This window comes from Streptomyces sp. NPDC049541, from assembly GCF_044465725.1.
Taxonomy (GTDB): Bacteria; Actinomycetota; Actinomycetes; order Streptomycetales; family Streptomycetaceae; genus Streptomyces.
The window spans coordinates 321,466-345,595 of record NZ_JBITLY010000008.1; the positions used below are offsets into that span (position 1 = coordinate 321,466).

The 24,130-nt window shown below is 71.4% G+C and carries 20 protein-coding genes and 1 pseudogene; 9 read left to right on the forward strand and 12 right to left on the reverse strand.

Annotated elements, in window-relative coordinates:
* Position 1: 1 nt before the first annotated feature.
* The 3 genes from ACIBW9_RS29675 to ACIBW9_RS29685 all read right to left on the reverse strand — a co-directional run bounded on the left by ACIBW9_RS29675 (position 2) and on the right by ACIBW9_RS29685 (position 4,038).
* Positions 2-430 carry a roadblock/LC7 domain-containing protein gene (locus ACIBW9_RS29675; protein WP_115909039.1) on the reverse strand — a complete coding sequence of 143 codons (429 nt, stop codon included), beginning with the start codon at positions 428-430 and terminating at the stop codon, positions 2-4.
* Positions 427-2,730, reverse strand: coding sequence for a nitrate- and nitrite sensing domain-containing protein (locus tag ACIBW9_RS29680; RefSeq protein WP_398960108.1), 2,304 nt, complete (start codon positions 2,728-2,730; stop codon positions 427-429). Before ACIBW9_RS29680 ends, ACIBW9_RS29675 begins: the two co-directional genes overlap by 4 nt.
* A 189-nt stretch (positions 2,731-2,919) precedes the next feature.
* The gene (locus tag ACIBW9_RS29685; protein ID WP_398960109.1) at positions 2,920-4,038 is read right to left on the reverse strand and encodes a DUF5685 family protein; all 1,119 of its coding nucleotides are present in this window, start codon (positions 4,036-4,038) and stop codon (positions 2,920-2,922) included.
* 321 nt (positions 4,039-4,359) lie between these two features.
* Between ACIBW9_RS29685 and ACIBW9_RS29690 the strand changes: the two genes are divergently transcribed.
* Entirely contained in the window at positions 4,360-4,800 is a 441-nt protein-coding gene (locus ACIBW9_RS29690; RefSeq protein WP_115909036.1) for a cell division protein SepF, read from the forward strand.
* 49 nt (positions 4,801-4,849) lie between these two features.
* On the opposite strand, the gene ACIBW9_RS29695 is transcribed toward ACIBW9_RS29690, so the two are convergent.
* Entirely contained in the window at positions 4,850-6,040 is a 1,191-nt protein-coding gene (locus ACIBW9_RS29695; protein WP_398960110.1) for an acyl-CoA dehydrogenase family protein, read from the reverse strand.
* Positions 6,041-6,217: 177 nt separating this feature from the next.
* On the reverse strand, positions 6,218-7,819 hold the full coding sequence (locus ACIBW9_RS29700) for an MFS transporter (RefSeq protein WP_398960111.1): 1,602 nt from the start codon (positions 7,817-7,819) through the stop codon (positions 6,218-6,220).
* A gap of 261 nt (positions 7,820-8,080) precedes the next feature.
* On the opposite strand from ACIBW9_RS29700, the gene ACIBW9_RS29705 reads away from it, so the two are divergent.
* Together ACIBW9_RS29705 and ACIBW9_RS29710 are read left to right on the forward strand one after the other, a co-directional pair.
* Positions 8,081-9,331 carry a glycosyltransferase family 39 protein gene (locus tag ACIBW9_RS29705; protein WP_398960112.1) on the forward strand — a complete coding sequence of 417 codons (1,251 nt, stop codon included), beginning with the start codon at positions 8,081-8,083 and terminating at the stop codon, positions 9,329-9,331.
* Positions 9,332-9,568: 237 nt separating this feature from the next.
* Entirely contained in the window at positions 9,569-10,591 is a 1,023-nt protein-coding gene (locus ACIBW9_RS29710) for a phosphatase PAP2 family protein (RefSeq protein ID WP_398960113.1), read from the forward strand.
* A 91-nt stretch (positions 10,592-10,682) separates the two neighbouring features.
* Here ACIBW9_RS29710 and ACIBW9_RS29715 read toward each other — a convergent pair whose 3' ends face one another.
* Positions 10,683-10,898, reverse strand: a complete 216-nt coding sequence (locus ACIBW9_RS29715; protein WP_398960114.1) for an I78 family peptidase inhibitor — start codon at positions 10,896-10,898, stop codon at positions 10,683-10,685.
* Positions 10,899-11,359: 461 nt separating this feature from the next.
* On the opposite strand from ACIBW9_RS29715, the pseudogene ctaD reads away from it, so the two are divergent.
* A pseudogene (gene ctaD / locus ACIBW9_RS29720) lies at positions 11,360-12,883 on the forward strand (cytochrome c oxidase subunit I); the annotation flags it as partial.
* Positions 12,884-12,926: 43 nt separating this feature from the next.
* Here the strand turns inward: ctaD and ACIBW9_RS29725 are convergent.
* The 4 genes from ACIBW9_RS29725 to ACIBW9_RS29740 all read right to left on the reverse strand — a co-directional run bounded on the left by ACIBW9_RS29725 (position 12,927) and on the right by ACIBW9_RS29740 (position 16,769).
* Complete coding sequence (locus tag ACIBW9_RS29725; protein WP_398960115.1) at positions 12,927-13,970, reverse strand: helix-turn-helix transcriptional regulator; 1,044 nt, start codon at positions 13,968-13,970, stop codon at positions 12,927-12,929.
* Between the two features lie 38 nt (positions 13,971-14,008).
* Positions 14,009-14,830 carry a hypothetical protein gene (locus tag ACIBW9_RS29730; RefSeq protein WP_398960116.1) on the reverse strand — a complete coding sequence of 274 codons (822 nt, stop codon included), beginning with the start codon at positions 14,828-14,830 and terminating at the stop codon, positions 14,009-14,011.
* Between the two features lie 93 nt (positions 14,831-14,923).
* Positions 14,924-16,225 carry an ABC transporter substrate-binding protein gene (locus ACIBW9_RS29735; protein WP_398960117.1) on the reverse strand — a complete coding sequence of 434 codons (1,302 nt, stop codon included), beginning with the start codon at positions 16,223-16,225 and terminating at the stop codon, positions 14,924-14,926.
* Complete coding sequence (locus ACIBW9_RS29740; RefSeq protein WP_398960118.1) at positions 16,194-16,769, reverse strand: hypothetical protein; 576 nt, start codon at positions 16,767-16,769, stop codon at positions 16,194-16,196. The genes ACIBW9_RS29735 and ACIBW9_RS29740 overlap by 32 nt, the downstream gene beginning before the upstream one ends.
* Positions 16,770-16,912: 143 nt before the next feature.
* Between ACIBW9_RS29740 and ACIBW9_RS29745 the strand changes: the two genes are divergently transcribed.
* The 3 genes from ACIBW9_RS29745 to ACIBW9_RS29755 are packed head-to-tail and all read left to right on the forward strand — an operon-like array spanning position 16,913 to position 21,006.
* Positions 16,913-17,389 (forward strand): hypothetical protein, encoded by a 477-nt coding sequence (locus ACIBW9_RS29745; RefSeq protein ID WP_398960119.1) that lies wholly within the window; start codon positions 16,913-16,915, stop codon positions 17,387-17,389.
* Positions 17,390-17,398: 9 nt separating this feature from the next.
* The gene (locus ACIBW9_RS29750) at positions 17,399-20,293 is read left to right on the forward strand and encodes an ATP-binding cassette domain-containing protein (protein WP_398960120.1); all 2,895 of its coding nucleotides are present in this window, start codon (positions 17,399-17,401) and stop codon (positions 20,291-20,293) included.
* Positions 20,290-21,006, forward strand: coding sequence for an ATP-binding cassette domain-containing protein (locus ACIBW9_RS29755; RefSeq protein WP_398960121.1), 717 nt, complete (start codon positions 20,290-20,292; stop codon positions 21,004-21,006). Before ACIBW9_RS29750 ends, ACIBW9_RS29755 begins: the two co-directional genes overlap by 4 nt.
* Here the strand turns inward: ACIBW9_RS29755 and ACIBW9_RS29760 are convergent.
* Both ACIBW9_RS29760 and ACIBW9_RS29765 read right to left on the reverse strand, forming a co-directional pair.
* Positions 20,900-21,544: a transglycosylase family protein gene (locus ACIBW9_RS29760; RefSeq protein ID WP_398960122.1), complete on the reverse strand. Its 645-nt coding sequence runs from the start codon at positions 21,542-21,544 to the stop codon at positions 20,900-20,902. The genes ACIBW9_RS29755 and ACIBW9_RS29760 overlap by 107 nt on opposite strands.
* A 111-nt stretch (positions 21,545-21,655) precedes the next feature.
* The gene (locus ACIBW9_RS29765; protein WP_398960123.1) at positions 21,656-22,312 is read right to left on the reverse strand and encodes a transglycosylase family protein; all 657 of its coding nucleotides are present in this window, start codon (positions 22,310-22,312) and stop codon (positions 21,656-21,658) included.
* A 511-nt stretch (positions 22,313-22,823) separates the two neighbouring features.
* Here ACIBW9_RS29765 and ACIBW9_RS29770 point away from each other — a divergent pair.
* On the forward strand, positions 22,824-23,606 hold the full coding sequence (locus ACIBW9_RS29770; protein ID WP_115909021.1) for a hypothetical protein: 783 nt from the start codon (positions 22,824-22,826) through the stop codon (positions 23,604-23,606).
* Positions 23,607-23,667: 61 nt separating this feature from the next.
* Positions 23,668-24,018: a hypothetical protein gene (locus tag ACIBW9_RS29775; protein WP_398960124.1), complete on the forward strand. Its 351-nt coding sequence runs from the start codon at positions 23,668-23,670 to the stop codon at positions 24,016-24,018.
* The last annotated feature ends 112 nt before the right edge of the window (positions 24,019-24,130 follow it).

Here is a 24,130-nt window from a genome sequence, read left to right on the forward strand (position 1 = left end):
TTCACCGCGGCAACGCCTGTCGCAGATCGGCGATCAGGGTCGGCGTGAGCAGATCACCCGCCCGTTCCGCGAGGACCGCCATCTCGTAGCCGACGAGCCCCAGTTCACCGCTGCTGTCGGCCAGTACACCCAGACAGCTGCCGTCGCGGATCGCGGAGACGAGCAGGAAGCCCCGGCCCATCTCGATCATGATGAGTTTGACCCCGTCGAAGCCGTACCGCTTGGAGGCGCTGCGCGCCAGGCTGCTGAGCCCCGAGACGATCGCGGAGAGATGGTCGGCCTCGGTCCGCCCGAGCCCGTCGGACACGGCGATCAGCAGCCCGTCGGAGGAGACGGCGACCGCGTCCCGTACCCCGTCGGTGCTCTTGACGAAGTTGGCGAGCAGCCAGTTGAAGGTCTGCGAGTCCTTGTGGGCGTCGACGGCGGTCACTTGGCGTCACCCTCTTCCTGCTCGGCGCCCTTCCGGTCGTCCTTGTCGCCCTCCTTCGCCTTCTCCTTCTCCGCGCTGATCCCGCCCCGCATATGGGCGCTGCGCAGGGTGGAGAGCATCCCGGAGATCTCCTCGGGGCTGCGGTCGGGAGTGCGCTCGGCGGCAGCCGGGCGCTCCGGGCGGTCGGTCTCACTGACCGCTTCGGAGATGGCGCTGCGCTGCGGTCGCTTGACGAGCCCGTTGCGGGTCCGCGCGGCGGAGGTGCCCTTGCCGCCCGCGGCCCTGTTCTCGGCGTTCTCGGCGGGTTTCGCCGCTGCCTGAACCGTCACCAGCTCCCCGGGGGGAACGTCCACGTCCTTCTCCTTCCGGGGAGCGGGGAGCACCGGCTTGTCGGCGGCCTTGCCCTGCGGAGCCTCCGTGAGCAGCTGCAACGGAATCAGCACCCGGGCGACCACTCCGGCCGCCGGCGCCTCGCCGAGCCGTACCTCGATCCCGCACTTGCGGGCGAGGGCGCCGACCACGAAGTGGCCGAGGAACCGGGTGGGTTCGGCCATGAAGCTGGCCGTGCCGGACAGCCGTACGTTGGCCTCGGCGAGCGCCTGGGTGTCCATGCCGAGGCCGTTGTCGACGATCGCGACGAGATAGCCGGCGCTCGTGCGCCGCCCCTCGATCTCCACGGCGGAGTCCGGCGGCGAGTAGCTCAGCGCGTTCTCGACCAGCTCGGCGAGCAGATGGGCGACCTCGGCGACGACGGCGCCGCTGATGTGCGCGGGTTCGATCCGGCGCAGGGTGACCCGGCGGTACTCCTCGACCTCGGCGAGCGAGGCGCGCAGCACGTCGGTGACGGCCAGCGGGGTGGCCCAGGGGCGGGGGCTGGACTCCCCGGCGAGCACGAGGAGGCTCTCGGCGTTGCGGCGCATGCGCGTGGCGAGGTGGTCCAGTTCGAAGAGGTTGGCGAGGGTGGCCGGATCGGCGTCCTCGTGCTCCAGCTTGTTGATGAAGCTGATCTGGCGGCGTACCAGGTTCTGGTTGCGACGGCCGAGGCTGACCAGCGAGTCGGTGGCGTTGCGGCGCAGCACGGCCTGTTCGGTGGCGAGGTCGAAGGCGGCCCGCTGGACGCGGTCGAACGCCTCGGCGACCTCCCGGACCTCGGCGCCCGCCCTGCGGCTCACCGTGAGTGGGGCGGGCGGTTCGGGGCTCTCCCCGGCGTTCGCGTCCTGTACGGCGGCGACGGCGCGCGGCAGCCGCTCGCCCGCCACCTCCCGGGCCTGCTGGGCGAGTTCGGCGAGCGGCGCGGACACGGACCGTACACAGTCGAGGGCGAGCGCGCCGAGTGCGGCGACGGTGCCGAGCGCGAGCAGCACGAACAGCAGCAGGTCGCGCTGGGCGGTGCTCTCCAGGGCGGCGGCGCGGTGCTCGACGTCGGCGCCGAGGGAGATCTGCACCGCCCGCAGCCCGTTGATGGTCGAGGTCGTGGTGTTCCACCAGTCCATGGGCGGGAGGCTGGAGGAACTCAGCTTGGAACCGCCGTGCACGGCCACGCTCTCGTAGGCCAGCATGCGCTGCGCGTCCGGAGTGGTCAGGGCCTCGTTCAGGCGCCGTTCCTGGTCGGCGGTGGCCGCGCGCGGGAAGGCGGCGAGGGCGGCCTGGCGACTTGCCCGGATCTGCATGAAGCGGCTGTAGTCGTCGCCGCGGAAGCGGCCGCCGGAGGCGCGCACCGAGCCGAGCACGATGGCGCGCTCCTCCCCGGTGAACTCCTTGGCGTTGCCGAGGACCTGGAGCGCCTGGTAGGCGTCGCGCAGGGTGCCGTCGCGCACCGCGTCGAGGCCTAGGTCGAGCCGGTCGAGGACGGTGATCGTGGTGGTGAAGTAGTTGAAGGTGTCCTTCACGACGCCGGTGCCGTCGTCGGCGTCCCTGCGGATGCCGGCCAGGCCGTCGAGCCGTCCGAGGGACTCGCGCACGGAGTCGGCGGCCGCGTCGTCGCGCTCCTTCAGCGCCTTGTCGAGCGCTGCGCGTGCGCTGTCGGTGGCCCGCCGCTGGGCGGGCAGCTTGGCCTTGAACTGTCCGACTCCGCCCACGTATCCGGTGGTGAGTCCGCGCTCCTTCTGCAGCTCGTGGACGAGGCCCTGGAGGGTGATCTCCAGTCGTGCGTTGTTGTCGGTGGCGGATGCGTTGCGGTAGGCGGAGATCTGCTGGGCGGCCGCGACGCCGAGCAGCGTCAGCAGGACCGCGAGGGCGAGGATCAGGATCCGCAGCAGCCTGGTGCGAATGGTGGTGGTCGCTTTTGCTGTGACGTCCACAGAAGTGCCTTATGTGGGTGGCGAGTTGGGACAGGGACAGAAATGGTTCTGCTTCCGCCCAACGACCTCACCGGGGCACCGGTCACCAGATCATCTTCTTCTTTTACGTTGTGGACACAGGATCTTCAGGAAGCGCCAGGTGACCGTCCCGCCGGGCGCATTCCGTATACGACACCTGTGGTACCGGGTTCAGCAGTCGCAGCCGCAGTCACAGCAGTCGCACCCGTCACAGCAATCGCAACAATCGCAGCCGCAGTCACAGCAATCGCAACAGTCGCCGCAGTCGGTGCCCTTGCAGAGGCCGTCCTTGCGTCGGCGGCTCCACGGGTCCTCGTACTCGCCGCAGCACATCTGGCACGTACAGGCCAGCCCCGCCCACACCGCGCAGCCCGCCAGCAGCCCACGGCGGTCGCTCCGCGGCGGCTCCGGCGGCGCCGTCCCGTGCGCGCAGGAGGCCGTACCGAAGGCGCGGTCGACGGAGGTGCGCAGTTCGTGCACCAGCAGCCGGTGGGCGAGTCCGCTGTCCACGAAGTCCACCTCGCGCAGCGCGAGCCGGATCCCGTGCAGGGCGTCGTCGGTGAGCCGCCGGGCCTCGGCGAGCGGGGTTCCGGTGGCGGTGAGCGGGTTCCAGGCACCCGACGCCGCGTCAGTTTCCCGGTCCTCCACCGCGTCCAGGAGATGGGCGAGCCGCCCGAACAGCCGCCCGGCCTCGGCGAGCGGCTCGGCGTTGCCCGGCCGTCCGGCCAGGACCGCGGTGTGCGCGAAGGCCGCTGCGGTCGCCGTCTCGGTGGGTTCGGTGACCGTCACAACCGGCGTCCCGGGTCCTGCGAGGGCCTCGATGCCGGTCTGCCGGTCCACGGCGTCCACGAGCACCGCGGTGTCGAACCCGACGGCGGATCCGGTACGGGCTCCCGCCGTGTCCCAGTTCGAGGCCACCCGGCGCGCGGCGAGCGCCACCGGCTTGCGCGCCAGCAGCCCGTCCCCGTCGGCGAGGTGGTCCCGCACCTTGGCCGAGGCGAGCACCAGCGACACGGCGGCCGCGAGCCGCGCCCCTTCCCCCTGCGCCACGGACGCGGTGCGCATCCCGCGCAGCGGACAAGGCCCCGCCGTGCGCCGCCGTCCGGCGGCCCGCGCGGCCTGAGCCTCCGTCAGAACGGATATGAGCAGCCCGTCGTAGTTGGTCACGACTCGTGCGAACTGACCGTGATCCTTGCGCAGTGCGAGACACAGTCCGCACAAATGGGCAACCCATTGGGACTTGAGGTTCTCACCGAGTCGATGAGTACATGGCCTGACGATTCCGAACACGACGATCCCCCCGTGGCTCGTGTGACTTCCGGTGCCGGCGCTGCTTCTGATACGGCGTTGAGCTGCCGCATCGTACCGACCACTGCGTTCACCCGTACGCACTGCCCGTCACCCGTACGCCGTGAAGAATCATATTTCACTCACAGTCAGCATCTGTGTACAGCACGACCCTTGGGAAACGCGGGCTCTCGACGGATTCGCTCTGCACCAGTACCGTCACAAACCCCCCGCGCGGCGTCTATCCACTTGGCGCGCCAACCGCATCATGGATGACCATAGGGATGCGGAAAGCAAGAAGGACCGCTGTGAGAGGAGGCGTCCATGGGATCGGTACGCAAGGCGAGTGCCTGGCTTGGCCTCGTTGACGACAACGATGACGAGCGTTACTACGACGACGACTACTCCGAAGGGACCGAGCAGCCCGGGGATGCCTGGGTCACCGACCCGCGGGTCAAGGTGGCCTCGGACACCGCCGAGGAAAAGGGCCGCCGCATCGGCACGGTGACCCCGGACAGCTTCCGGGACGCCCGCGCCATCGGCGAGCTGTTCCGCGAGGGTGTCCCGGTGATCGTGAACCTCACCGCCATGGAGGCGTCCGACGCCAAGCGCGTCGTCGACTTCGCGGCGGGGCTCATCTTCGGTCTGCGCGGTTCGATCGACCGTGTCTCCAACCGCGTTTTCCTGCTCACCCCCGCCGACACGGAAATCATCAGCGGGGAGCCGGCCTCGCACCGTTCGGACGGTTTCTTCAACCAGAGCTGAGGCAGGGCCGCTCACCGGCCCTGCCCCCGCGCCGGGTTGCGGGGAGGCTTTACCGAAACGCGTCGAGTCCGGTGAGCGCCTTGCCCAGGACGAGCTGGTGCATCTCGACGGTGCCTTCGTAGGTCAGCACCGACTCGAGGTTGGTGGCGTGCCGCATGACGGGGTATTCGAGCGAGATCCCGTTGGCACCGAGGATCGTCCGTGCCGTACGGCAGATCTCGATGGCCTCTCGTACGTTGTTGAGCTTGCCGAAGCTGACCTGCTCGGGACGCAGGCGGCCGGCGTCCATGCGCCGCCCCAGATGGTGGGCGAGCAGAATCCCCTTGTGCAGTTCGACCGCCATGTCGGCGAGTTTGGCCTGGGTGAGCTGGAATCCCCCGATGGGCCGCCCGAACTGCTCCCGTGACTTCGCATAGTCGACGGCGGCCTCGAAACAGCTGCGGGCCGCGCCCATGGCGCCCCAGACGATCCCGTAGCGGGCGTGCGAGAGACAGCTGAGCGGTCCTTTGAGCCCGACGACCTCGGGCAGTACGGCATCGGCGGGCAGCCGTACGTCGTCGAGGACGAGTTCGCTGGTGACGCTGGCCCGCAGGGACCACTTGTGCTTGATCTCCGGCGCGGAGAACCCGGCGCTGTCGGTGGGCACGACGAAGCCGCGGATCCCGTCCTCCGTCCGGGCCCAGACCACGGCGACGGCCGCCACGGACCCGTTGGTGATCCACATCTTCCGCCCGTTGAGGACCCAGTCGTCGCCGTCCCGCTTGGCGTGCGTGCGCATCGAGGCGGGGTCGGACCCGTGATCGGGCTCGGTCAGCCCGAAGCACCCGATGGCCTCACCGGCGGCCATGCGCGGCAGCCAGTGCTGCTTCTGCTCCTCGCTGCCGAACCGGTGGATGGCGTACATGGCAAGGGACCCCTGCACGGAGACCAGCGACCGGATCCCGGAATCGGCGGCCTCCAGCTCCAGACAGGCCAGCCCGTACTGCACGGCACTGGCCCCGGCACACCCGTACCCGCTGAGCGACATACCGAGGGCCCCGATACTGCCGAGCTCCTTGGCGAGCTCGCGAATACCGGGCAGCTCCCCCTTCTCGTACCACTCGGCGACGTACGGCAGCACGCGGTCGGCCGCCCAACCGCGAACCGTGTCCCGGATGGCCAGGTCCTCGGGTTCGAGCAGGTCATCGATGCCGAGCGGGTCGGCGGGATCGAAGGGGGGCAGCTTCGAGGACGCGGACATAGGACCCTCCGGCACGTTGAAAAACTAGCACCGCTAGTTAGGACTTCTGGACCGACGTTACGGTGCAGTGTCCTCCACGTCCAGTGCAACGGCCTTCAAGGGGCGCGGGGAACTGCGCGACCAGCCCCCACGGCGCCGCAGACAACCAACGACCCGGCGGTGGAGCCGAAAAATCGGTCAGGCCGAGACCCGCGAGTCGGCAACCTCCCGAGGCGCCGGCAACTCCACAGCCGCCGCAGGCGACCCGCACTGCATGATCCGCGGCAACCGCAACGCCATCACCGCCCCCAGCAGCAACAACCCCGCACTGACCAGCAGGGTCACATGCAGCCCATGCACAAACGAGTCCCGCGCGGCCCGCCGCAGAGCCACCCCCACGGGTCCGCCCAACTGCGCGGCCACCTGATACGCCTCGCCCAGCGAATGCGACGCGGAGGCCGAGGCCGACGAAGGAACTCCTGGTACGGACGCCAGTCCGGGCGTGTACGCGGCGTTCATCACGCTCCCGAGCAGCGCGATACCGATCCCCGCCCCCAGCTGGTACGAGGTCTCGCCGATCGCCGCGGCCCCACCGGCCTGCTCCGGCGGAGCCTCGCTCAGCATCGACTCGTACGCCCCGAAGAGCGTGGTCTCCAGGCCGAAGCCCAGCAGCATGAACGCGGCCACCATCAGCCCCGCGTTGTCGGACCCGCCCATCACCGTCAGCAGCACCACGGCCCCGGCGGTCAGGCAGAACCCGAGGCTCACCATCCGGCGCGGGCCGAAGCGGCGCAGCATCCGGGCCCCCGCGAGCCCCGCCGCCATCGCGGCGAAGGTCAGCGGCAGCAGCCGAAGCCCCGTCTCCAGGGGCGACAGGCCCAGCACCAGCTGCAGATACTGCGCCGCGATCAGTTCGAGACCGACCAACGCGAGCATCGCCAGCACGATGCAGCCCACGGCGGTGCTGAAGGCGGGCCGCGCGAACATCCCGAGGTCCACCAGCGGATGCGTACGGCGCCGCTGCCGCCGTACGAAGAGGACCAGCAGGAGGACGCCCACGACGAGCGGCGCCACGGTGAACAGACCCAGCTCGCCGCCGCCCAGCCGCTTGACGCCCAGCACCACGCCGAACAGCCCGGCGGCAGCCATCAGTGCGCCGACCACGTCCCAGGGGCCGTCACCGGCGCCCCGCGACTCGGGCAGCAGCAGCCGGCCCACCGGCAGGCTGACCAGCATCAGCGGGATGTTGACGAGGAAGACCGAACCCCACCAGAAGTGCTCCAGCAGAAAGCCGCCGAGCAGCGGACCGACCGCCGCGCCGACCGCGGCGACCGCGCTCCAGACGCCGATCGCGAGGGCCCGTTCCCGCCGGTCGGGGAAGACCTGGCGGAGGATCGAGAGCGTCGCGGGCATGATCATCGCGCCGCCGACGCCGAGCAGCGCCCGGGCGAGGATCAGCACCTGTGGGTCGTGGGCGAGGGCCGCGAGGCCGGAGGCGAGGCCGAAGAGGGCGTAGCCGAGCAGCAGGATCCTTCTGCGGCCCACCCGGTCGCCGAGCGTGCCGAAGAGGATCAGCAGCGAGGCGCAGACGAGGGGGTAGACGTCGACGATCCAGAGCAGTTCTATCGCGCCGGGCCTGAGGTCCTCGGTGACGGCGGGAACCGCCACGTGCAGCACGGTCGCGTCGACCGCGACCAGCAGCAGGCTCACGCAGAGGACGACGAGGACGACCCAGCGGTTGGCACCGGCCCCGGCCGCCCGACGGCGCAGCGCAGCGGCGGCCGTGGTCGTCCCGGACATGTACGTACCTCCCAGATGTTCCCTCGCGGTCGGCGGGCACACGGGGTGGGGACTCCCCGTGATCTCGGCCGGAGAGGAGCGGTGGTCTCCGGCCCGCGCAACGAAGGCGAGTGACACGTCAGCGTACGCGAGTTCGTGTAAAGGTCACGTGGCGGACCTCTCAGTCTTCGCACGGACCGGTGTGGCGTACGCCACTCCCCCTCCTTCCGGGTCACGCCCCGCCGGGCCTTCCGGTTCCGTCGGCCGTCGATAATCGAGCCCGTGACCGACCTTGTGACACGCGTGGCGCCGCCTCGCGAGACGGCCCTGCGCCGTGCGGCCCCGGCCCTCCTCGGGTACGTGGCCGTGCGCGCTCTGGGCCTGCTCGTGCTGGCCCTGTGGAGCGCCGCGCGCGGCAAGAGCGCGTACACGCTGCTGACGGCCCGCTGGGACGCGCTCTGGTACACGAGGGTCGCCGAGCTGGGTTACGGCTACGAGGTGCGGCTGCCCAATGGCGACGTGCACTCGAATCTGGCGTTCTTCCCGCTGCTGCCCTGGCTGGAGCGGGGCCTGGCGGCGGTGAGCCCGCTGTCGTACGCCGACGCCGGTTTCGTCGTCAGCGTGCTCGCCTCGCTCGCGGCGGCCTGGGGGATCTTCGCGGTCGCGGAGCATGTGTACGGCCGGAGAACCGGGGTGTGCGCGGTGCTGCTGTGGGCGGTGCTGCCCGTGGGGATCGTGCAGTCGATGGCGTACAGCGAGTCGCTGTTCACGGCGCTCGCCGCCTGGTCGCTGTATGCGGTGCTCACCGGCCGCTGGCTTACGGCGGGCGCGCTGGCCGCGCTGGCGGGGCTGACCCGGCCGGTCGGGCTCGCCGTCGTCGCGGCGGTGTGGGCGGCTGCGACGGTCTCGTTCGTGCGAGAGCGGAGCGCGACGGACGCGCGCGCGGGCGAGTGCACTCCCGCGCCGCCCGGGAACGGCTCCACGCGGCGCGTCGGGTCGCCCGAAGGCGCGCCGGACGTAGTGCGCGCCCCCGCGGCCGCAGGACGCGCCCTGGCCGTGCTCCTGGCCCCGCTGGGCGCCGCGGGCTACGTCCTGTGGGTCGGACACCGCACCGGCAGGGGCCCGCTGGGCTATCTGGACGTCCAGGCAGGCTGGCGCAACGGCTTCGACGGCGGCCTGGCCTTCGCCCGTTTCGTCGCCGAGAAGTTCACGTCGTTCCCCTCGGCCCTCGCGGCCGCCGCGATCGTCCTCGGGGTCGGCCTTGTGGTGTGGCTGTACGTCGTCTGCCTACGGCAGCGCCAGCCGCTTCCGTTGCTGGTCTACGCGGGTGTGGTCACCGCGCTCGCCCTGTGCGCCTCGAGCTACTTCGGCTCGAAGCCGCGCCTGCTGCTGCCCGCCTTCCCGCTGCTGCTGCCCCTCGCCCTGGCCCTGTCCCGGCTGCGTACGTCCCGGTCGGTCCTGGTGGTGGGCGGTGTCGCGGTGGCATCGGCCGTGTACGGAGCGTTCTGGCTGAACGGCTCCGGCCCTCCATGATCGACTCGTGGGGCCGGTGAGCGTCCGGGTAAATCAACCCCAGCATTCGGTGAACGAATTCGTACGTCCCATAAAACTGATTCGCAGAATGATCAAAGGAATTGAAGGGAGCAGCCGCCGGACATTGCGGATTCCTTGGAAATAAACCCGCCGCTGAGAGGAATCCCACATCACATCGTCATCACAAAGCAGCTGAAGAGACGGAGAACTTACCTCACTCGCTGTAACGTCGATTGGGTGCGTACCGAACGAAACCTCACCCGTCTGGACCGGGTGTTCGCCAGACTGGACCGGGAGCCGGAACGACCGGCCAACCTCGATGTGCCGAGGATGAGCCGGCACCGGGTCGCGTTGCTGACCGGGACCCTGGCCTTCTACCTGGCGATCGTGTATCTCGTCGTGACCACGTCGTGGCTGGTCCGCTTCGACTGGCAGGTCATGTTCTTCCGGCCGTACCAGCAGTGGCACAACATCCACTGGTTCGTCGACTACTACGTCGTGCTCGGCCAGCGCGGTCCGACCGCGGTGATGGTCGCGGCCTGGCTGGGCTGGCGCTCCTGGCGCCAGCACACCCTGCGCCCGCTGCTGACCCTGGGCGTCTCGCTGCTCCTGCTGAACATCACCGTGGGCGCCGCCAAGATCGGCATGGGGCGGCTCGGACCGCACTACGCGACCACCATCGGCTCGAACGAGATGGGCATGGGCGGCGATATATTCCCCAGCGGCCACACCGCCAACGCCGTGGTGACCTGGGGCATCCTGGCCTATCTCGCCTCCACCCCGAGAGCCCGCCGCTGGCTGTCCGCCCTCTCCGCGCTGACCGCCCTGGGCGTGGGCCTGGCCACCGTCTACCTCGGTACCCACTGGCTGAGCGACGTGCTCCTCGGCTGGGCCGCCGGCCTGCTGATCCTGCTGGCCCTGCCGTGGTGCGAGCCCGGGATCGCCAAGGCCGAGGTCGCCCTCTTCGACCTGCGCGACCGCTGGCGCGCCCGCAAGGGTGCCGGCGCACCGGCCGCACCCGTGGGCGCTCCGGTGCTGCTCAAGCCGCGTACGACCGCACAGGACGAGGCCGCCGCACGCGAGACGGTCGGCTCCGGGGCCCGCTCGGCCCGGGCGCCCCTCTATCTGGCCCCGGGCCCGCACACGGCCCGCTCGGAGCGCACACCGGTCACCCCGGCCGGCAGCCGCCGCCCGCCGCACGCGGACCGCATCCCGCGCGGCGCGACGACCTCCACGGCCCGCCCCCTGGCGGGCGGCTGAGAGCACGGCGACAGCGGGGCCGGTACGCACAACCACCCCCGCACCGCGAAGGCCCCGGTTCCCGTTCGGGAACCGGGGCCTTCGTCGGCTGTCAGCCCTTCCAGGCCCGCACCACCCGGTCGTCCTCCACCTCGAAGTTCAGCCGGCCCGTGCGGTACTCCATCGTGATGATCGCCCCCGGCGGCAGCGAGCGCACCGTGGCCCAGCCGCGCTCCCGAGCGCGCCGCTCGGCGCCGGCCGCATCGAGGCCGACATACGCGTCCGGACTGTCCTGGGGCTCCGCCTGCGGAGTGGGAATCGGTGCCATGCCGCCACGCTAGGCCCTGTCCCCCGGACGGGGAAGCCGGGGCGGTCCCCCAGGGCCCGCATCCCCCTCCTGTCACACTTCTGTCACAGGACCACGACACGTGTTTCGGCTCATGTGACATCAACTACCGCGCTGCGGGTGTCACACGAACGAGCGGTTCCGTACCGGTTCCGTAGGCCTTCCGCAGGGAATCGAACGTAATTCCCGCGTGTCGCGGCCGCTCTTCGAATAGCCCGTCGGAAAGTGCCGTGAGAACTGATCCCGGACTTCTTTCGGGTCCGATTCCCGGCGGGTTCGTGAGAGCTGACACCGCGTAGAAAATGCACGGTTCCAGCACAGAACCCCCGCACGCCCCCTGTCGGAGCGCGCGACGGCGCGCGCATCATGACGTGAGCTCGCGGGCGGGGGTGGCGCGGGCTTCAGCGGACCCGGGGCGCGACGAGCGAAGGGGCGAGCGAGCGATGGGGACCCAGACCGTGCAGGCCGCGGCGCGACCCGTGCCGACCAGTCAGGGCCGGGTGATCGTCGACTGGCTGACGACCACCGACCACAAGAAGATCGGGCATCTCTACCTGATCACCTCGTTCCTGTTCTTCCTGACCGGCGGGGTGATGGCGCTGCTGATGCGCGCCGAACTCGCCCGGCCGGGGCTGCAGATCATGGACAACAACCAGTTCAACCAGTTGTTCACCATGCACGGCACGATCATGCTGCTGCTCTTCGCGACGCCGATGTTCGCGGGCTTCGCCAACGAGCTGATGCCGCTGCAGATCGGCTCCCCCGACGTCGCCTTCCCGCGGCTGAACATGCTCTCGTACTGGTTCTTCCTGTTCGGCGGCCTCATCGTGCTCGGCTCGCTGCTCGTGCCCGGCGGTCCCGCCGCCTTCGGCTGGTTCGCCTATGCGCCGCTCAACAGCGCGGTGCGCTCCCCCGGTGTCGGGCCCGACCTGTGGATCATGGGGCTGGCGCTGGCGGGCTTCGGCACGATCCTCGGGGCGGTCAACTTCATCACCACCATCATCGGGATGCGCTGCCCCGGCATGACGATGTTCCGGATGCCGATCTTCACCTGGAACACGCTCTTCACGTCGATCCTGATCCTGATGGCGTTCCCGGTGCTCGCGGCCGCGCTGCTGTGTCTGGAGGCGGACCGGCGGTTCGGCGCGCAGGTCTTCGACGCGGGCAACGGCGGGGCGCTGCTGTGGCAGCACCTGTTCTGGTTCTTCGGCCATCCCGAGGTGTACATCATCGCGCTGCCGTTCTTCGGCATCGTCACGGAGATCCTCCCGGTCTTCAGCCGCAAGCCGCTCTTCGGCTATCTGACGCTGGTCGGCGCGACGATGGCGATCACCGGACTGTCGGTGGTGGTGTGGGCGCACCACATGTTCGTCACCGGTGCGGTGCTGCTGCCGTTCTTCTCGTTCATGACGTTCCTGATCGCCGTGCCGACCGGCGTGAAGTTCTTCAACTGGATCGGCACGATGATCAAGGGCTCGCTGTCCTTCGAGACGCCGATGCTGTGGGCATGCGGCTTCCTGGTGACGTTCCTGTTCGGCGGACTGACCGGGGTGATCCTGGCCTCGCCGCCGCTGGACTTCCATGTCTCGGACACCTATTTCGTCGTGGCGCACTTCCACTACGTGGTGTTCGGCACGGTCGTCTTCGCGATCTTCGGCGGCTTCTTCTTCTGGTGGCCCAAGTTCACCGGGAAGATGCTCGACGAACGGCTGGGCAAGATCCAGTTCTGGACGCTCTTCGTGGGCTTCCACACCACGTTCCTGGTGCAGCACTGGCTGGGCGCGGAGGGCATGCCACGGCGGTACGCCGACTATCTCGCGGCGGACGGCTTCACGGCCCTCAACACCATCTCCACGATCGGCGCGTTCCTGCTCGGCATGTCGACGCTGCCGTTCCTCTACAACGTCTGGAAGACCGCCAAGTACGGCGAGAAGGTCGACACCGACGACCCCTGGGGCTACGGCCGCTCGCTGGAGTGGGCGACCTCGTGCCCGCCGCCGCGGCACAACTTCACGATCCTGCCGAAGATCCGCTCCGAGTCCCCCGCGTTCGACCTGCACCATCCCGAGCTCGCGGCGACGCCCGAGGAGCCTCTCGGAGAAGAGCGCGAGAAAGCCGGTCCCGGGCCGTCCTGATCGCCTCGGTGAGCTCGGTGGGCTCCAGGACCTCGAAGTCGAAGCCCGTCATCATCACGTGGATCACCATGACGTCGAGGCTCGCCGCCCCGGTGCGCAGAATGCAGGCGTCGGGGCCGTCCGCCTCCAGCTGCCCCGCCGAGGGCGAGATGCGCTCCGCCGCCTCGTCCAGGGGCGCGAGCAGCCGGACGACCGCATGGGAGGCGTACGCGCGCGTGGAGACGCCCTTCGAGACGTACGCGGCGAGGTCCTCGGCGGGCGGCGTGCGCGGCGCGAAGCGCGGGCCGTGCGGCGGCTTCGGCGTGATGCGGTCGACGCGGAACGTACGCCAGTCCGCGCGGTCGAGATCCCAGGCGACCAGGTACCAGCGGCGCTCGGAGCACACCAGGCGGTGGGGTTCGACGGTCCGGCGGCTCGAAGCACCCCCGTGGTCGCTGTACTCGAAGCGCAGGCGTTCGCAGTCCCGGCAGAGGTTGGCCAGTTCGGTCAGGACCGCCGGGTCGACGGCGGAGGGCTGCGGGCCGCGCAGCATCGGCACGGTGAAGGCGTTCAGGGCGCCCACCCGGCGGCGCAGCCGGCTGGGCAGCACCTGCTCCAGCTTGGCGAGGGCCCGTACGGAGGTCTCGCCGATGCCCTCGATGCCCTGCCCGGCGGCCATGCGCAGCCCGACGGCGACGGCGACCGCCTCGTCGTCGTCCAGGAGCAGCGGCGGCAGCTCGGCGCCCGCGCCCAACTGGTAGCCACCACCGGTGCCGGGACTGGCGTTGACGGGATAGCCCAGCTCGCGCAGCCGGTCCACGTCCCGGCGCACGGTGCGCGCGGTGACACCGAGACGGTCGGCGAGGTCGGCGCCGGACCACTCGCGGTGGGCCTGGAGGAGCGAGAGCAGACGCAGCAGTCGTGCCGAGGTCTCCAACATGGGCCCGAGTCTGCCAGCCGTTGCGGACCGTTGCTGTCCTAAAGAGGATCCTGGAGAGACGGGCTCACCGCGGTGACGGACACGGACAGGTCGTTGTCCCGTGTGTAGTAGGGCCCGGCCTCCACCGGGCCGTACGACGCGTTCACGCGCACCCGCGGATAGGTGAACACGGGCTTCTTGTCGGCCACGTCGTCGAGCAGCCGCGCGATCCGCACCGCCGGTCCCGCCTCGCCCGCGGGCCGCAGCCACAGGTCCCACAGGCCCGGCTCCAGGGCACCGTAGACCACCTTGAAGCGGAACTCGGTGCGGTCGGCGAGGACTTCGGCACGTCGCACCGGGACGGGCGCGTGCCGGCCGCGCAGCTCGGCATGGGCGTCCGGGCCGAGCCCGATGCCGTACATCCGCCCCGGCACCGTCAGCACGCCCTGTCTGATGCGCAGTTCGCCCGCCTCGGCGTGCGGGGCGCGCACCCAGCTGCGGACGGTGAGGTTGCCCTGCCGGGTCGCGTACGGGATGCGGACGGCGACCTGGCCGTGGGTGCCGCTGGGGGTACGGGCGGCGAGCGAGCGCAGATCGGTGACGCCGGGCGCCAGGCGGCGCGGCTCGCCGGCGTCCACGCGCGCGTAGGCGTCCCAGCGGCCCTCGGGAAGGGCGACGATGCTGGGCAGCGCGGCACGCAGCCTGCCGTCCGCGGCGGGGGTCAGCGGCAGATACACCTCGTCGTGGCTTTCGCGGCGGCGCAGCACGAGCAGGGCCGTGGCCGTCTCGCCGACCGCGCGGACGTCGAAGGTCAGGCCGCCCGCCGAGTCGGCGATGCAGTCGGCGCGCAGCGGTGTGGACTGCGGAGCCAACGTTGTCATGCGGTACGGATCCCTTCTCGGCCTGTGCTTCTCGGTCAGACCCGCGAACAGGCGCTTTGGTTGCCCCTTGACCGGACCGCGGCCGATACCGGACTACGGCTGGTAGGAGAGCTGCGGCACGTCGAAGCAGGTGCTGTTCATGTCCCCCTGGGACACCCAGCCCCTGCCGTCCTGCCAGCGGGCCACCGACACACAGGCCCTGCGGTCCTTCGGCGGCTCGGCCAGCCGTTCGAAGACGACGGGAACCAGCAGCCCGCCCGCGGTGTAGTTCTCACTGCGGTTCATGAAGGCGTCGACGCACGCGCGCGTGATGCCCGTCCGTGCACAGGACTTCGCCGCGTCCGTGAACCACATGGCGGCCGCCCAGCCCTCCAACTGCCACTGGGAGTGCGTCTTCAGGTCCTTGGTGGCGTCCCGGAACTCGCGTACGGCCGCGTTGCCGGTGTCGTCGTGGTTGCGGCTGGAGCCGGTCGCCCAGAGGGCGTTGCGGCAGCGCGGGGAGTCCTTGTAGTCCTCGGCGACGGTGGACGTCCAGTTCTGCACGTTGGTGACCTTCGCGATGACCTTGGCGCCGACCTCGTCCATCGCCTTGCACAGCTGGGCGTTGCCGTGGGTGTCGACGGCGTCGAAGACCAGGTCGGCGCCCTGTTCCTTCAGATCGGCGGCCGCGGCACGGAAGTTGGGCAGCGCGAAGTCGACCTGTTCGGTGACCACCTTGTAGCCCTCGGCCTTCAGGCCCTGCTCGACGAGACGGGCGTAGGCGGCGGACGCGGCCTGGTTGTAGGACACGACGGCGGCCGTGCGGGCGCCCTTCTCGTGCTTGAAGTAGCGGTAGACCTCCGTGCCGCCGTAGAGCTTTCCGTTCCAGCCGGGGGTGCCGTTCCGCGGGGCCAGGCTGCCGTAGATGCCGTAGAGGTGCGGCCAGGTGTCGTAGGCGGCGCCGATGGGCTGGCCGCCGATGTCGGGCACACGCGCGTGGGAGACACGGGAGGCGCCCGCGTAGTCCAGGGCGGTGGTGGCGACCAGCGCGACGACCTGGTCCTCGTCGACCAGCCGGTGCACACAGGTGTTGTTGCCGACGCCGCTGCCACCGTCGTCGCACTCGCGCACCTCGACGGGATGCCCGTCGATGCCCCCGAGCGTGTCGAGCCGGTCGAAGAAGGCCTTGGCGCCGTCGCGCGGGCCGGTGAAGGTGTTGCCGCCGACCGGGCTGGTGGCGCTGGTGATGATGCCGACGCGAACGGGTGTGCCGCTGCTGGGCGCGGGCGCGTTCGTGCGGCCGCCGTGCTCGAAGTCGCTCTCCGGCAGGCGGCTGCCGCAGGCCGTGCCCAGCAGGAGCAGCAGCGCCGCGGCAGCCGCGTGCTCAGCAGCCGGGTGCCGGCGAGGCCGACGCATCGCCGCTCAGCTTGACCAGGGCGCACAGCGTGTTGACGGACACCTTCCAGGTGCCGCTCTGCTGGACCGAGGTCCCGGAGGCGTTCGGCAGGGCGGTCGCGCCGTTCAGGGTCAGCGTGTACGTCACGGTCGCCTGGGTCGGCGAGGTGAACTCGATCTTCTGGACCTTCGCCTGCACCTGCCCGCCGCGCTTGTCACCGCTGAAGGCCTTCAGGACCGGCGCCATCCGCTCGCCGTTCTCCAGGACCTTCTGCTTCTGGGCCAGCGGCGTCCTGGGGTCGAAGAACGTCTGCCAGTTCCTGCTGATCTCCTGCTTGGCCGCCGCCGGATCGGCGGGCGCGGTGGCCGGCGCGCTCGTCGTCTTCTCCACGGACGGAGTGGGGGGTGTGCTCGCGCTGCCACCGCCACTGCTGTCGCTGCAGGCCGCGAGGGCCGGGGCGAAGATGAGAACAAGGGCGGCCGCGAACGCCGTACCCCGTCCCGCCGCCCCTGGGCCGCGCCCCCTGCCTGCTTTCCCCCGCCTGAGGTCGCTCCCGAGAACCATCTGGCTCACCACCGGGTGTCGGTCCGGGCAAGGTGCGCCCGGTGCTTTCAGGGTCAGCTTCCAGGAGGCATAGTGCAAGTCCATTGGCTTACATGGAATATCGCCAGGCACATACACAGAAACGCGACGTGTGGGAGCCAGTGATGCGGACAGGCCGACTGCGGACCGTGCACCCCGTCCTGTGGGCCGGCTGGGCCGCGCTCGCCGCGGGTGCGGTGCTGTGCGTCGTCGGCTGGTACGGCATCTCCGGTGAGCGTTACGCCGAGCGCCAGCTGCCCTATCTCGCCTCCTGCACGGTCCCCGGCGCCGCGCTGATCGTCGCCGGGTCGGTGCTGCTCACGCACGGGCGGGGCGCGCTCGCCGCCGCGCGCGTGGAGGAGCTCTACGGCCTCCTGGTCGCCGCCGAGCCCGCCGACGCCGACGACTCCCGGCAGGCGGCCGCCCTGCCCCTCGCGGTCAGCGGTGAGCTGCTGATGGTGCCGGGCGGCACGCTGTGGCACCGCGCGGACTGCCCGCTGGTCGCCGGGAAGGTGGAGGCCGTACCGGTCGACGCGAAACTGCTGCAGAGCGGCGAGCTGGGCCCGTGCCCGATCTGCGAACCCGCCGACGAGACCGACTGAAGCCTCCCGATGTCCTCCCTGACGTACGACCTCACGCTCGCCGGCCTCTCCGTCGGCAGCGCGGCCGCGCTCACGGGGATCGGCCTGATCGTGACGTACCGCGCGACCGGCGTGCTCAACTTCGCGCACGGCGCGGTCGGGATGGTGTGCGCGTATGTGCTGCGGCAGTGCGTGGTCGAGTGGGGCTGGCCGCTGTGGCTCGGGGCGACGGTGACGCTTGTCGTGCTGGCCCCGGCGATCGGCGTGGTCCTGGAGCGGTTCGTCTTCCGGCCGCTCGCCGTCCTGGGCAGTGACCCGGCGCAGACGCTCGTCGCGTCGATCGGGGTCTTCGTGCTGCTGGTCGGCGGGGCGGCGCTGGTGTGGGGGCAGGGGGCGCGGGACGACGCCCCGGAACTGGTCTCGGAGGATCCCTGGGGCCAACTGGCGGTGGTGCTCGTGCTGGCCGTGGGCGTCGGCGCGGTGATCCGGTGGACGCGGTTCGGGCGGGAGCTGCGGGCCGTGGTCGACGACCGGCAGCTCGCGGTGCTCGGCGGGATCGACGCGGACCGGGTGGCGGCGGCGGGCTGGGCGTTCGGTGCGTTCACGGCGGGCCTGACGGGAGCGCTGCTGGCACCGTACGTGCGCCTGGACCCGTACGGGCTGCCGCTGCTCGTCATGGAGGTGGTGGCGGTCGCGGTGGCGGCGCGGATGCGGAACCTGCCGGTGGCCGTCGTCGTGGCGCTGGGCATCGGGATCGCGCAGAGCCAGTTGACGCGGCTGCATCCCGCCGGCTGGGGCGGGCCCCTGCTGCAGGCGGTGGGCGCGAACCTGTTCGTGGTGGCGCTGCTGGTCGCGGCCCTGGTGCTGCCGCGGATCGGCACCCGCGACGCGCTCCCGCGCACGGCCACCGCGCGCGTGCCGACACCGCCGGGCGCCTGGACAGTGGCCGTCGTCCTGTTCCTGCTCCCGCTGGGCTTCGCGGGCTCGGACCTGCACACCTCGGTCCAGGTGCCGGCGCTGGGCGTGATCCTGCTGTCCCTGGTGGTGGTCACCGGCCGGGGCGGCCAGATCTCCCTCGGCCAGGCCGCCTACGCGGGCCTGGGCGCCCTGTTCACGGCCCTCCTCGCGGCGGGCCGTTTCCCGGTGCTGCCGCGTCTGCCCGAGCTGGCCGCCCTGGCGGTGGCGGTCGTCCTGGTGGCTCCCCTGGGCCTCCTGACCGGCTGGCCGGCGATCGGCCGCCAGGGCCTCGCCCTCGCGCTGGCGACGTTCGCGGTGGGCGTCGGCGTGAGCCGCTTCGTCTTCGCCCAGCCCTACGCCACCTCCGGCCTCACCCTGGACCGCCCCGCGGGCTTCGACGGCGACCGCGCCTACTACGTCCTCGAACTGGCCCTGCTGGCAGCCGCGTTGGCGGCCACGCGGGCGCTCCGCCGAGGCCGCACGGGCCGGGCCCTGGCCGCCATGCGCGACCACGAGGCGGGCGCCTCGGCGGCCGGCGTCCAGGTCCCCTCGCTCAAGCTCCTGGCCTTCGTCTCGGGCGCCGCCCTGGCCGCGCTCGGCGGCGGCATGCTCGGCATGGGCCTGCGGGCCTTCGACCCGAGCGCCTACGACCCCGTACGCAGCCTGCTGTGGTTCGCCGCCGTCGTGGTCCTGGGCGCCGACAGCACCCTGGGCGCCCTGGCCGCGGCCGCCCTCCTGGTGGGCCTGGACGCGGGCGCCCGCGGCGGCGTGGCGGCAGCGTTGATCGGCGTACTGGCGGTGCTGGTGGGCCGCTTCCCGGGCGGCCCGTACGAGGCCCTCCGGACAGCGGCGGCCGGCCTGCGGCCGCGACGGGGGGCACGGCTGACGCCGGTGGGGGTACGGGTGCGGGCAAGGCTACGGCCTGCGGAGCCGCCGGCCGACCGTCGGCCCGCCCCGGCTGGGGTGACCGCGGCACCGCAGGCGCGAGCGACGGGGCGAGGGGGCACCGATGCGACGGGAATCCCACGAAGGCGGGCCGCAGTGGCCGACGCGGCTGGAATCCCACGAAGGCGGGCCGCAGTGACCGACGCGGCTGAGCCCCCACGAGAACAAGCCGCGGCCGCCGACGGCGCCCAGCCCCCACAGGGGCCACCCGCACGCGACAACGATAGTGCGACGGATGGTGCGGGTGGGAACCCGAACCCGGCCGAAGGCCGGGTGCACCCCCACACACCCGCACCCGCACCCGCACCCGCACCCGCACCGACCCTCCAAGCCCACGAACTCCACGCCCGCTACGGCGGCTTCCAGGCCCTCGACGGAGTCGACCTCACCGTCCCCCCAGGACAGATCACCGCCGTCGTCGGCCCCAACGGGGCGGGGAAAAGCACCCTGTTCCACTGCCTGGCCGGCACCCTCCACCCCACCCACGGCCAAGTCCGCCTGGGCGCAAGGGACATCACGCGCCTGGCCGCCCACACCCGCACCCGCCTCGGAATCGCCCGCACCTTCCAGCAACTCTCCGTCTTCCCGTCGTTGACAGTGGCCGAAAACGTCCGCGTGGGCGCCGAGCAGGGCCGGCTGAACGACCCGGCAGCCGCGGACCGGGCCTTGCGGCTGCTGGGCCTCGACGGCCCCGTAGGGACCCTGCCCGCCGCGGACCTCCCCACCGGCACACTGCGCCGAGTGGAGCTGGCCAGGGCCCTCGCGGGCAGCCCCCGCGTGCTGCTCCTGGACGAACCCGCCGCCGGCCTCGACGGCACCGAAGTCGCCGCCCTGGCACGGGTGCTGAAGGCGCTGGCGGCCGACGGCACCGCCCTGCTCGTGGTGGAGCACGACCTCGACCTGGTCGCCGACCTCGCGGACGTCGTGCACGTCATGACGGCGGGCCGCATCGTGGCCTCCGGCCCACCCGGACGTGTACTCGACACCCGCGGCGCCCTCGGCAGCCGGGAGGCGGGCCCATGACCATCTCCCTGCGTCACGCGCGTGTGCGTTACGGCCCCCTGGAGGCCCTGCACGGCGTCACCCTCGCCGCCCCCGGCCCCGGCCTCACCGTGCTGCTCGGCCGCAACGGATCCGGCCGTACGACCGCCCTGCGCGCGCTGGCCGGCCTCGTACCGCTGTCCGGTGGCGCGGTGGTGTGGGACGGCGTCGACGTCAGCCGGACACCGGCGTACGAGCGGGCCCGGCGGGGACTGTGTCTGGTTCCCGAGCGGCAGGCCGTGTTCGGCTCCCTCACCGTGCACGAGAACCTCGAACTGGCGTCAGGGGAATACGGGTTCGCCCTGGAGGCGTACCCGCAGCTGGAGCCGCTGCTCACACGCCGCGCCGGCACCCTCTCCGGCGGCGAGCAGCGCATGCTCGCCCTCTCCCGCGCCCTGCTGGCACGCGCGCGCGTGGTGCTCGTCGACGAGCCCGCGCAGGGCATGTCCCCCGCGGTCGCGGCCCGCACCTACGAGCTGCTGGGCGGCCTCGACGCCTGCGTCGTCATCGCCGAGCAGCGGCTGCCGCCCGGGCTCCGGGACCGGGCGGGGGTCATCGTGTACGAACTGCGCCGCGGCACCGTCGTGTTCAGCGGAGAGGCGGGCGAACGGGAGCTTCGTCCTCGGACAGGGGCGGGCCGGCCGTCTCGAAGTCCTGGTACGGCTCCCGGGCGCGGGCCGAGCCCCGCGGGATGAGCAGCTGCGTACCGACGTTCAGCCGGGTCGGATGCTCGCCGACCATGTCCCTGTTGGCCCGGTACAGCGACAGCCAGCCGCCGTCGACGCCGTACCTGTCCGCGATCGACACCAGCGTCTCGCCGGCGTGCACGGCGTGCACGCGCCCCTGGAGGCGGTAGCGGTGGGAGCAGGCCGGCCAGGTCTCCCACCCCTGGGCGGCCAGCACCTTCTCGGCCACGGCGATCTGCTCCTCACGGCTGGCGAGATCCGCGCGCGGGGCGTACTTCAGCCCGCCGAAGTACTTCCAGGTGGACTGCCGGAACTGCAGCCCGCCGTAGAAGCCGTTCCCGGTGTTGATGTCCCACTGTCCGCCGCTCTCGCAGTCCGCGATGCAGCCCCAGGGCCAGTGGTCCTTGGCGCAGGCGTAGGACAGACGCACCGGAAGCGTTCCCGGCAGCGGTGGGGGTGGTGCCGCCTGCGCCGTGACGGGGACGAGGGCGCCGAACAGGGCGGCGGCCAGCGCGAGTGCGAACTGCGTACGGTGCATGCGGAACATCGGGCCACGGTAAGCAGTGGGCGGCCCTCGACCGCTCCGGCGCGTCCGATGGGCCGAAGGGCCCCACCCGGTCGGAGGACCGGACGGAGCCCTTCGGTGAGGGGGAGCGGCTCAGAGGTCGAGCTGCTGCCCGGGGACGATGAGGTCGGGGTCGGAGCCGATGACGGCCTTGTTGGCGGCGTACAGCCGCTGCCAGGTGGTCCCGTGCCGGGCGGCGATCTTGCTCAGGGTGTCGCCCTCGCGGACGGTGTAGTCGCCGCGGGAGGCACTGCGCGCCGGGTGGCCGGTCGAACGTGCCGGCGCCTTGGACGGCTTCGACTTGGTGACCGATTTCGGCTTGGCGGCCGATGAGGACTTGGTGGTGGCGGATCCGGAGGAGGCCGCGGGTGCGCTGCCGTACGCTCCGGCCCGTGCCGAACAGACCGGCCAGGCGCCCCAACCCTGGGCGTGCTGGACCTTGGTGGCCACGGAGATCTGCTCTTCCCTGGAGGCCCCGGCGGCCGTCGGCGCATAGGCCGTGCCACCGTAGGCGCGCCAGGTTCCGGCGGAGAACTGCAGCCCGCCGTAGTAGCCGTTGCCGGTGTTGATGTGCCAGTTGCCGCCGCTCTCGCACTGGGCGATGCGGTCCCACACCCCGCCGTCCGCCGCCGCGGCGTTGCCGGTCGCGGCCAGCAGCCCGAGCGGGGCGAGCAGTGCAGCCCCGGCGAGGAGCGCCGTCGTACGGTTCCTGCGGACGTTGTCACGGGTGGTATCGGCACACTCGGACATGTAATTCCCTCTCGAATCACCCGGGCTCCCCCAAGGCGGGGCGCGCTCACGGCACATGGGCCGGTCGCCGCGCTCCGCCCCGTCCGCCGGTGATCGCGTTCTGCTGGTACTGCTGGCTGGTGCGGTCGGCGGACGTTCCCGAGCGGTGCTCGTTGCACACGGCGGAGGAATCTAAGGAGCCTGTCGAGGCGTCAGCAACCAACTGCTTGTCATTCCAGGCCAGTTAGCCGTTACCGCCGGTATCGGCAATTTTCGGCCACCCATTTAATTCGCGGATTTCCTGATATGTCGACCGTGAGGCCCGAGAACCTGTGACTCACTTCACGCAACCAACTTCCTTGGATATCCAAGGAATTGACAATGAGTGTCCGATTCCGCACCCGAGGTGACCGTGTGCGGTGGATGGTTCGACTCCGTTCGCCCTGAAGCGTGACTCCCGCCACAGATCGCCCGTTGTCTTCTTCATGAGCCCGGGACCCGCCCGGTTCACACTTCCCGAGGGGAGCCACCCGTGCCGCGCATGCTCGACGTCAGCGACGAGGTACGAGCCGAGATCGGCGACGAAGAAGCCGACCGGCTGCTCGCCGGAGAGAACGCCCCCGGCAGTTACGACTGCACCTCCTGCCGCACCCCGGGCGACTCCGAACAGGAGCGCACCAGCACCGTCCTGTTCGTCGGCGAGGAGACCGCCGTCCTCGCCTTCGCCCACGCCACCTGCCTGCCCTCGCAGGTCGTCCAGGTCACCGAGGAGCAGCTCCAGGGGGCCGTGCGCTCCATCTCCGGGGACTCCGTGGACCTGGACCCCGACCAGGTCGTCCCCGAGCAGGCCGTGCTCGGCGTGACCAGCGGACTGGTCCTGATCGCCGGGGAGTTGCACCCGGCGCTGGTCGTCGAGCCCACCGGGCCCATCGTGCGGCCGGGCACGACCGGGCTCGGCGACGACTTCCTGCCGCTGCTGATCGAGCAGGGGTTCATGCCGCTCATGGAGCTGTCCGAGGTGCCGCCGGTGCTGCACGGCTGGTCGGTGCTGCTCGCCATGGGCCAGCTGCACGCCGTGCTGCAGCCCGGCACGAACGGCGGGCAGCCGGTGGCGTGGTGGCAGGCGCACCAGCCGCTGCAGGTGACCGACGGCTGGCGGGCCGCCGCCAACAAGCACCAGCAGGTGCTCATGTTCGCCGCGCCGGTGGGGTCCATCGGGCGCCAGCCCCGTGAGGACCTGCTGCGGGACGCACTCGACAAGGCGGCGGCCAACGGGAAGCTGGTCGGCGTCGCCATGCCGCTCGCGGGCACCTGAGATCACCCAAAGAGGCGGATATCAACCGCATCCCTTGAAGTTCGGGGTCGTTTGGACATACGTGCACGCATACGACATCCCCCGCCGCCAGTCCTTCCAGCCGATTCCCTCCGCCCGCTCGGCCCAGGACATTTCGGGCAGCCACTCGGCCACGCCCATCTACGACGCGCTCTGGTCCGAGTACGTCAAGTCCTTCCGCACGCTGCCGGGTGACCGCAGCGGCGAGGAGAACCTGGGGTTCGTCGCCTTCGGCAACATTCCGACCAGTTCGGAGTCGCACGGAGGTCATCGGCCGGGATCGTTCAGCAGCTCGTACAGCGCCTACAGCGCAGGGGCCTACAGCGCCCGGCAGCAGACGCAGTGGCAGCGCCTGCCGGCCGCACTGCCACCAGGGCCGCGCGGCGTTCGCTGACACATAGGGGGTGGGGGGGGGGGGGGGGGGGGGGGGGGCGGCCCCCCCCGGCCCCCCGCGGGGGCCCGGGGGGGGGGGGGGGGCCGCCCCCCCCGCGCACGCGCCCTACAGG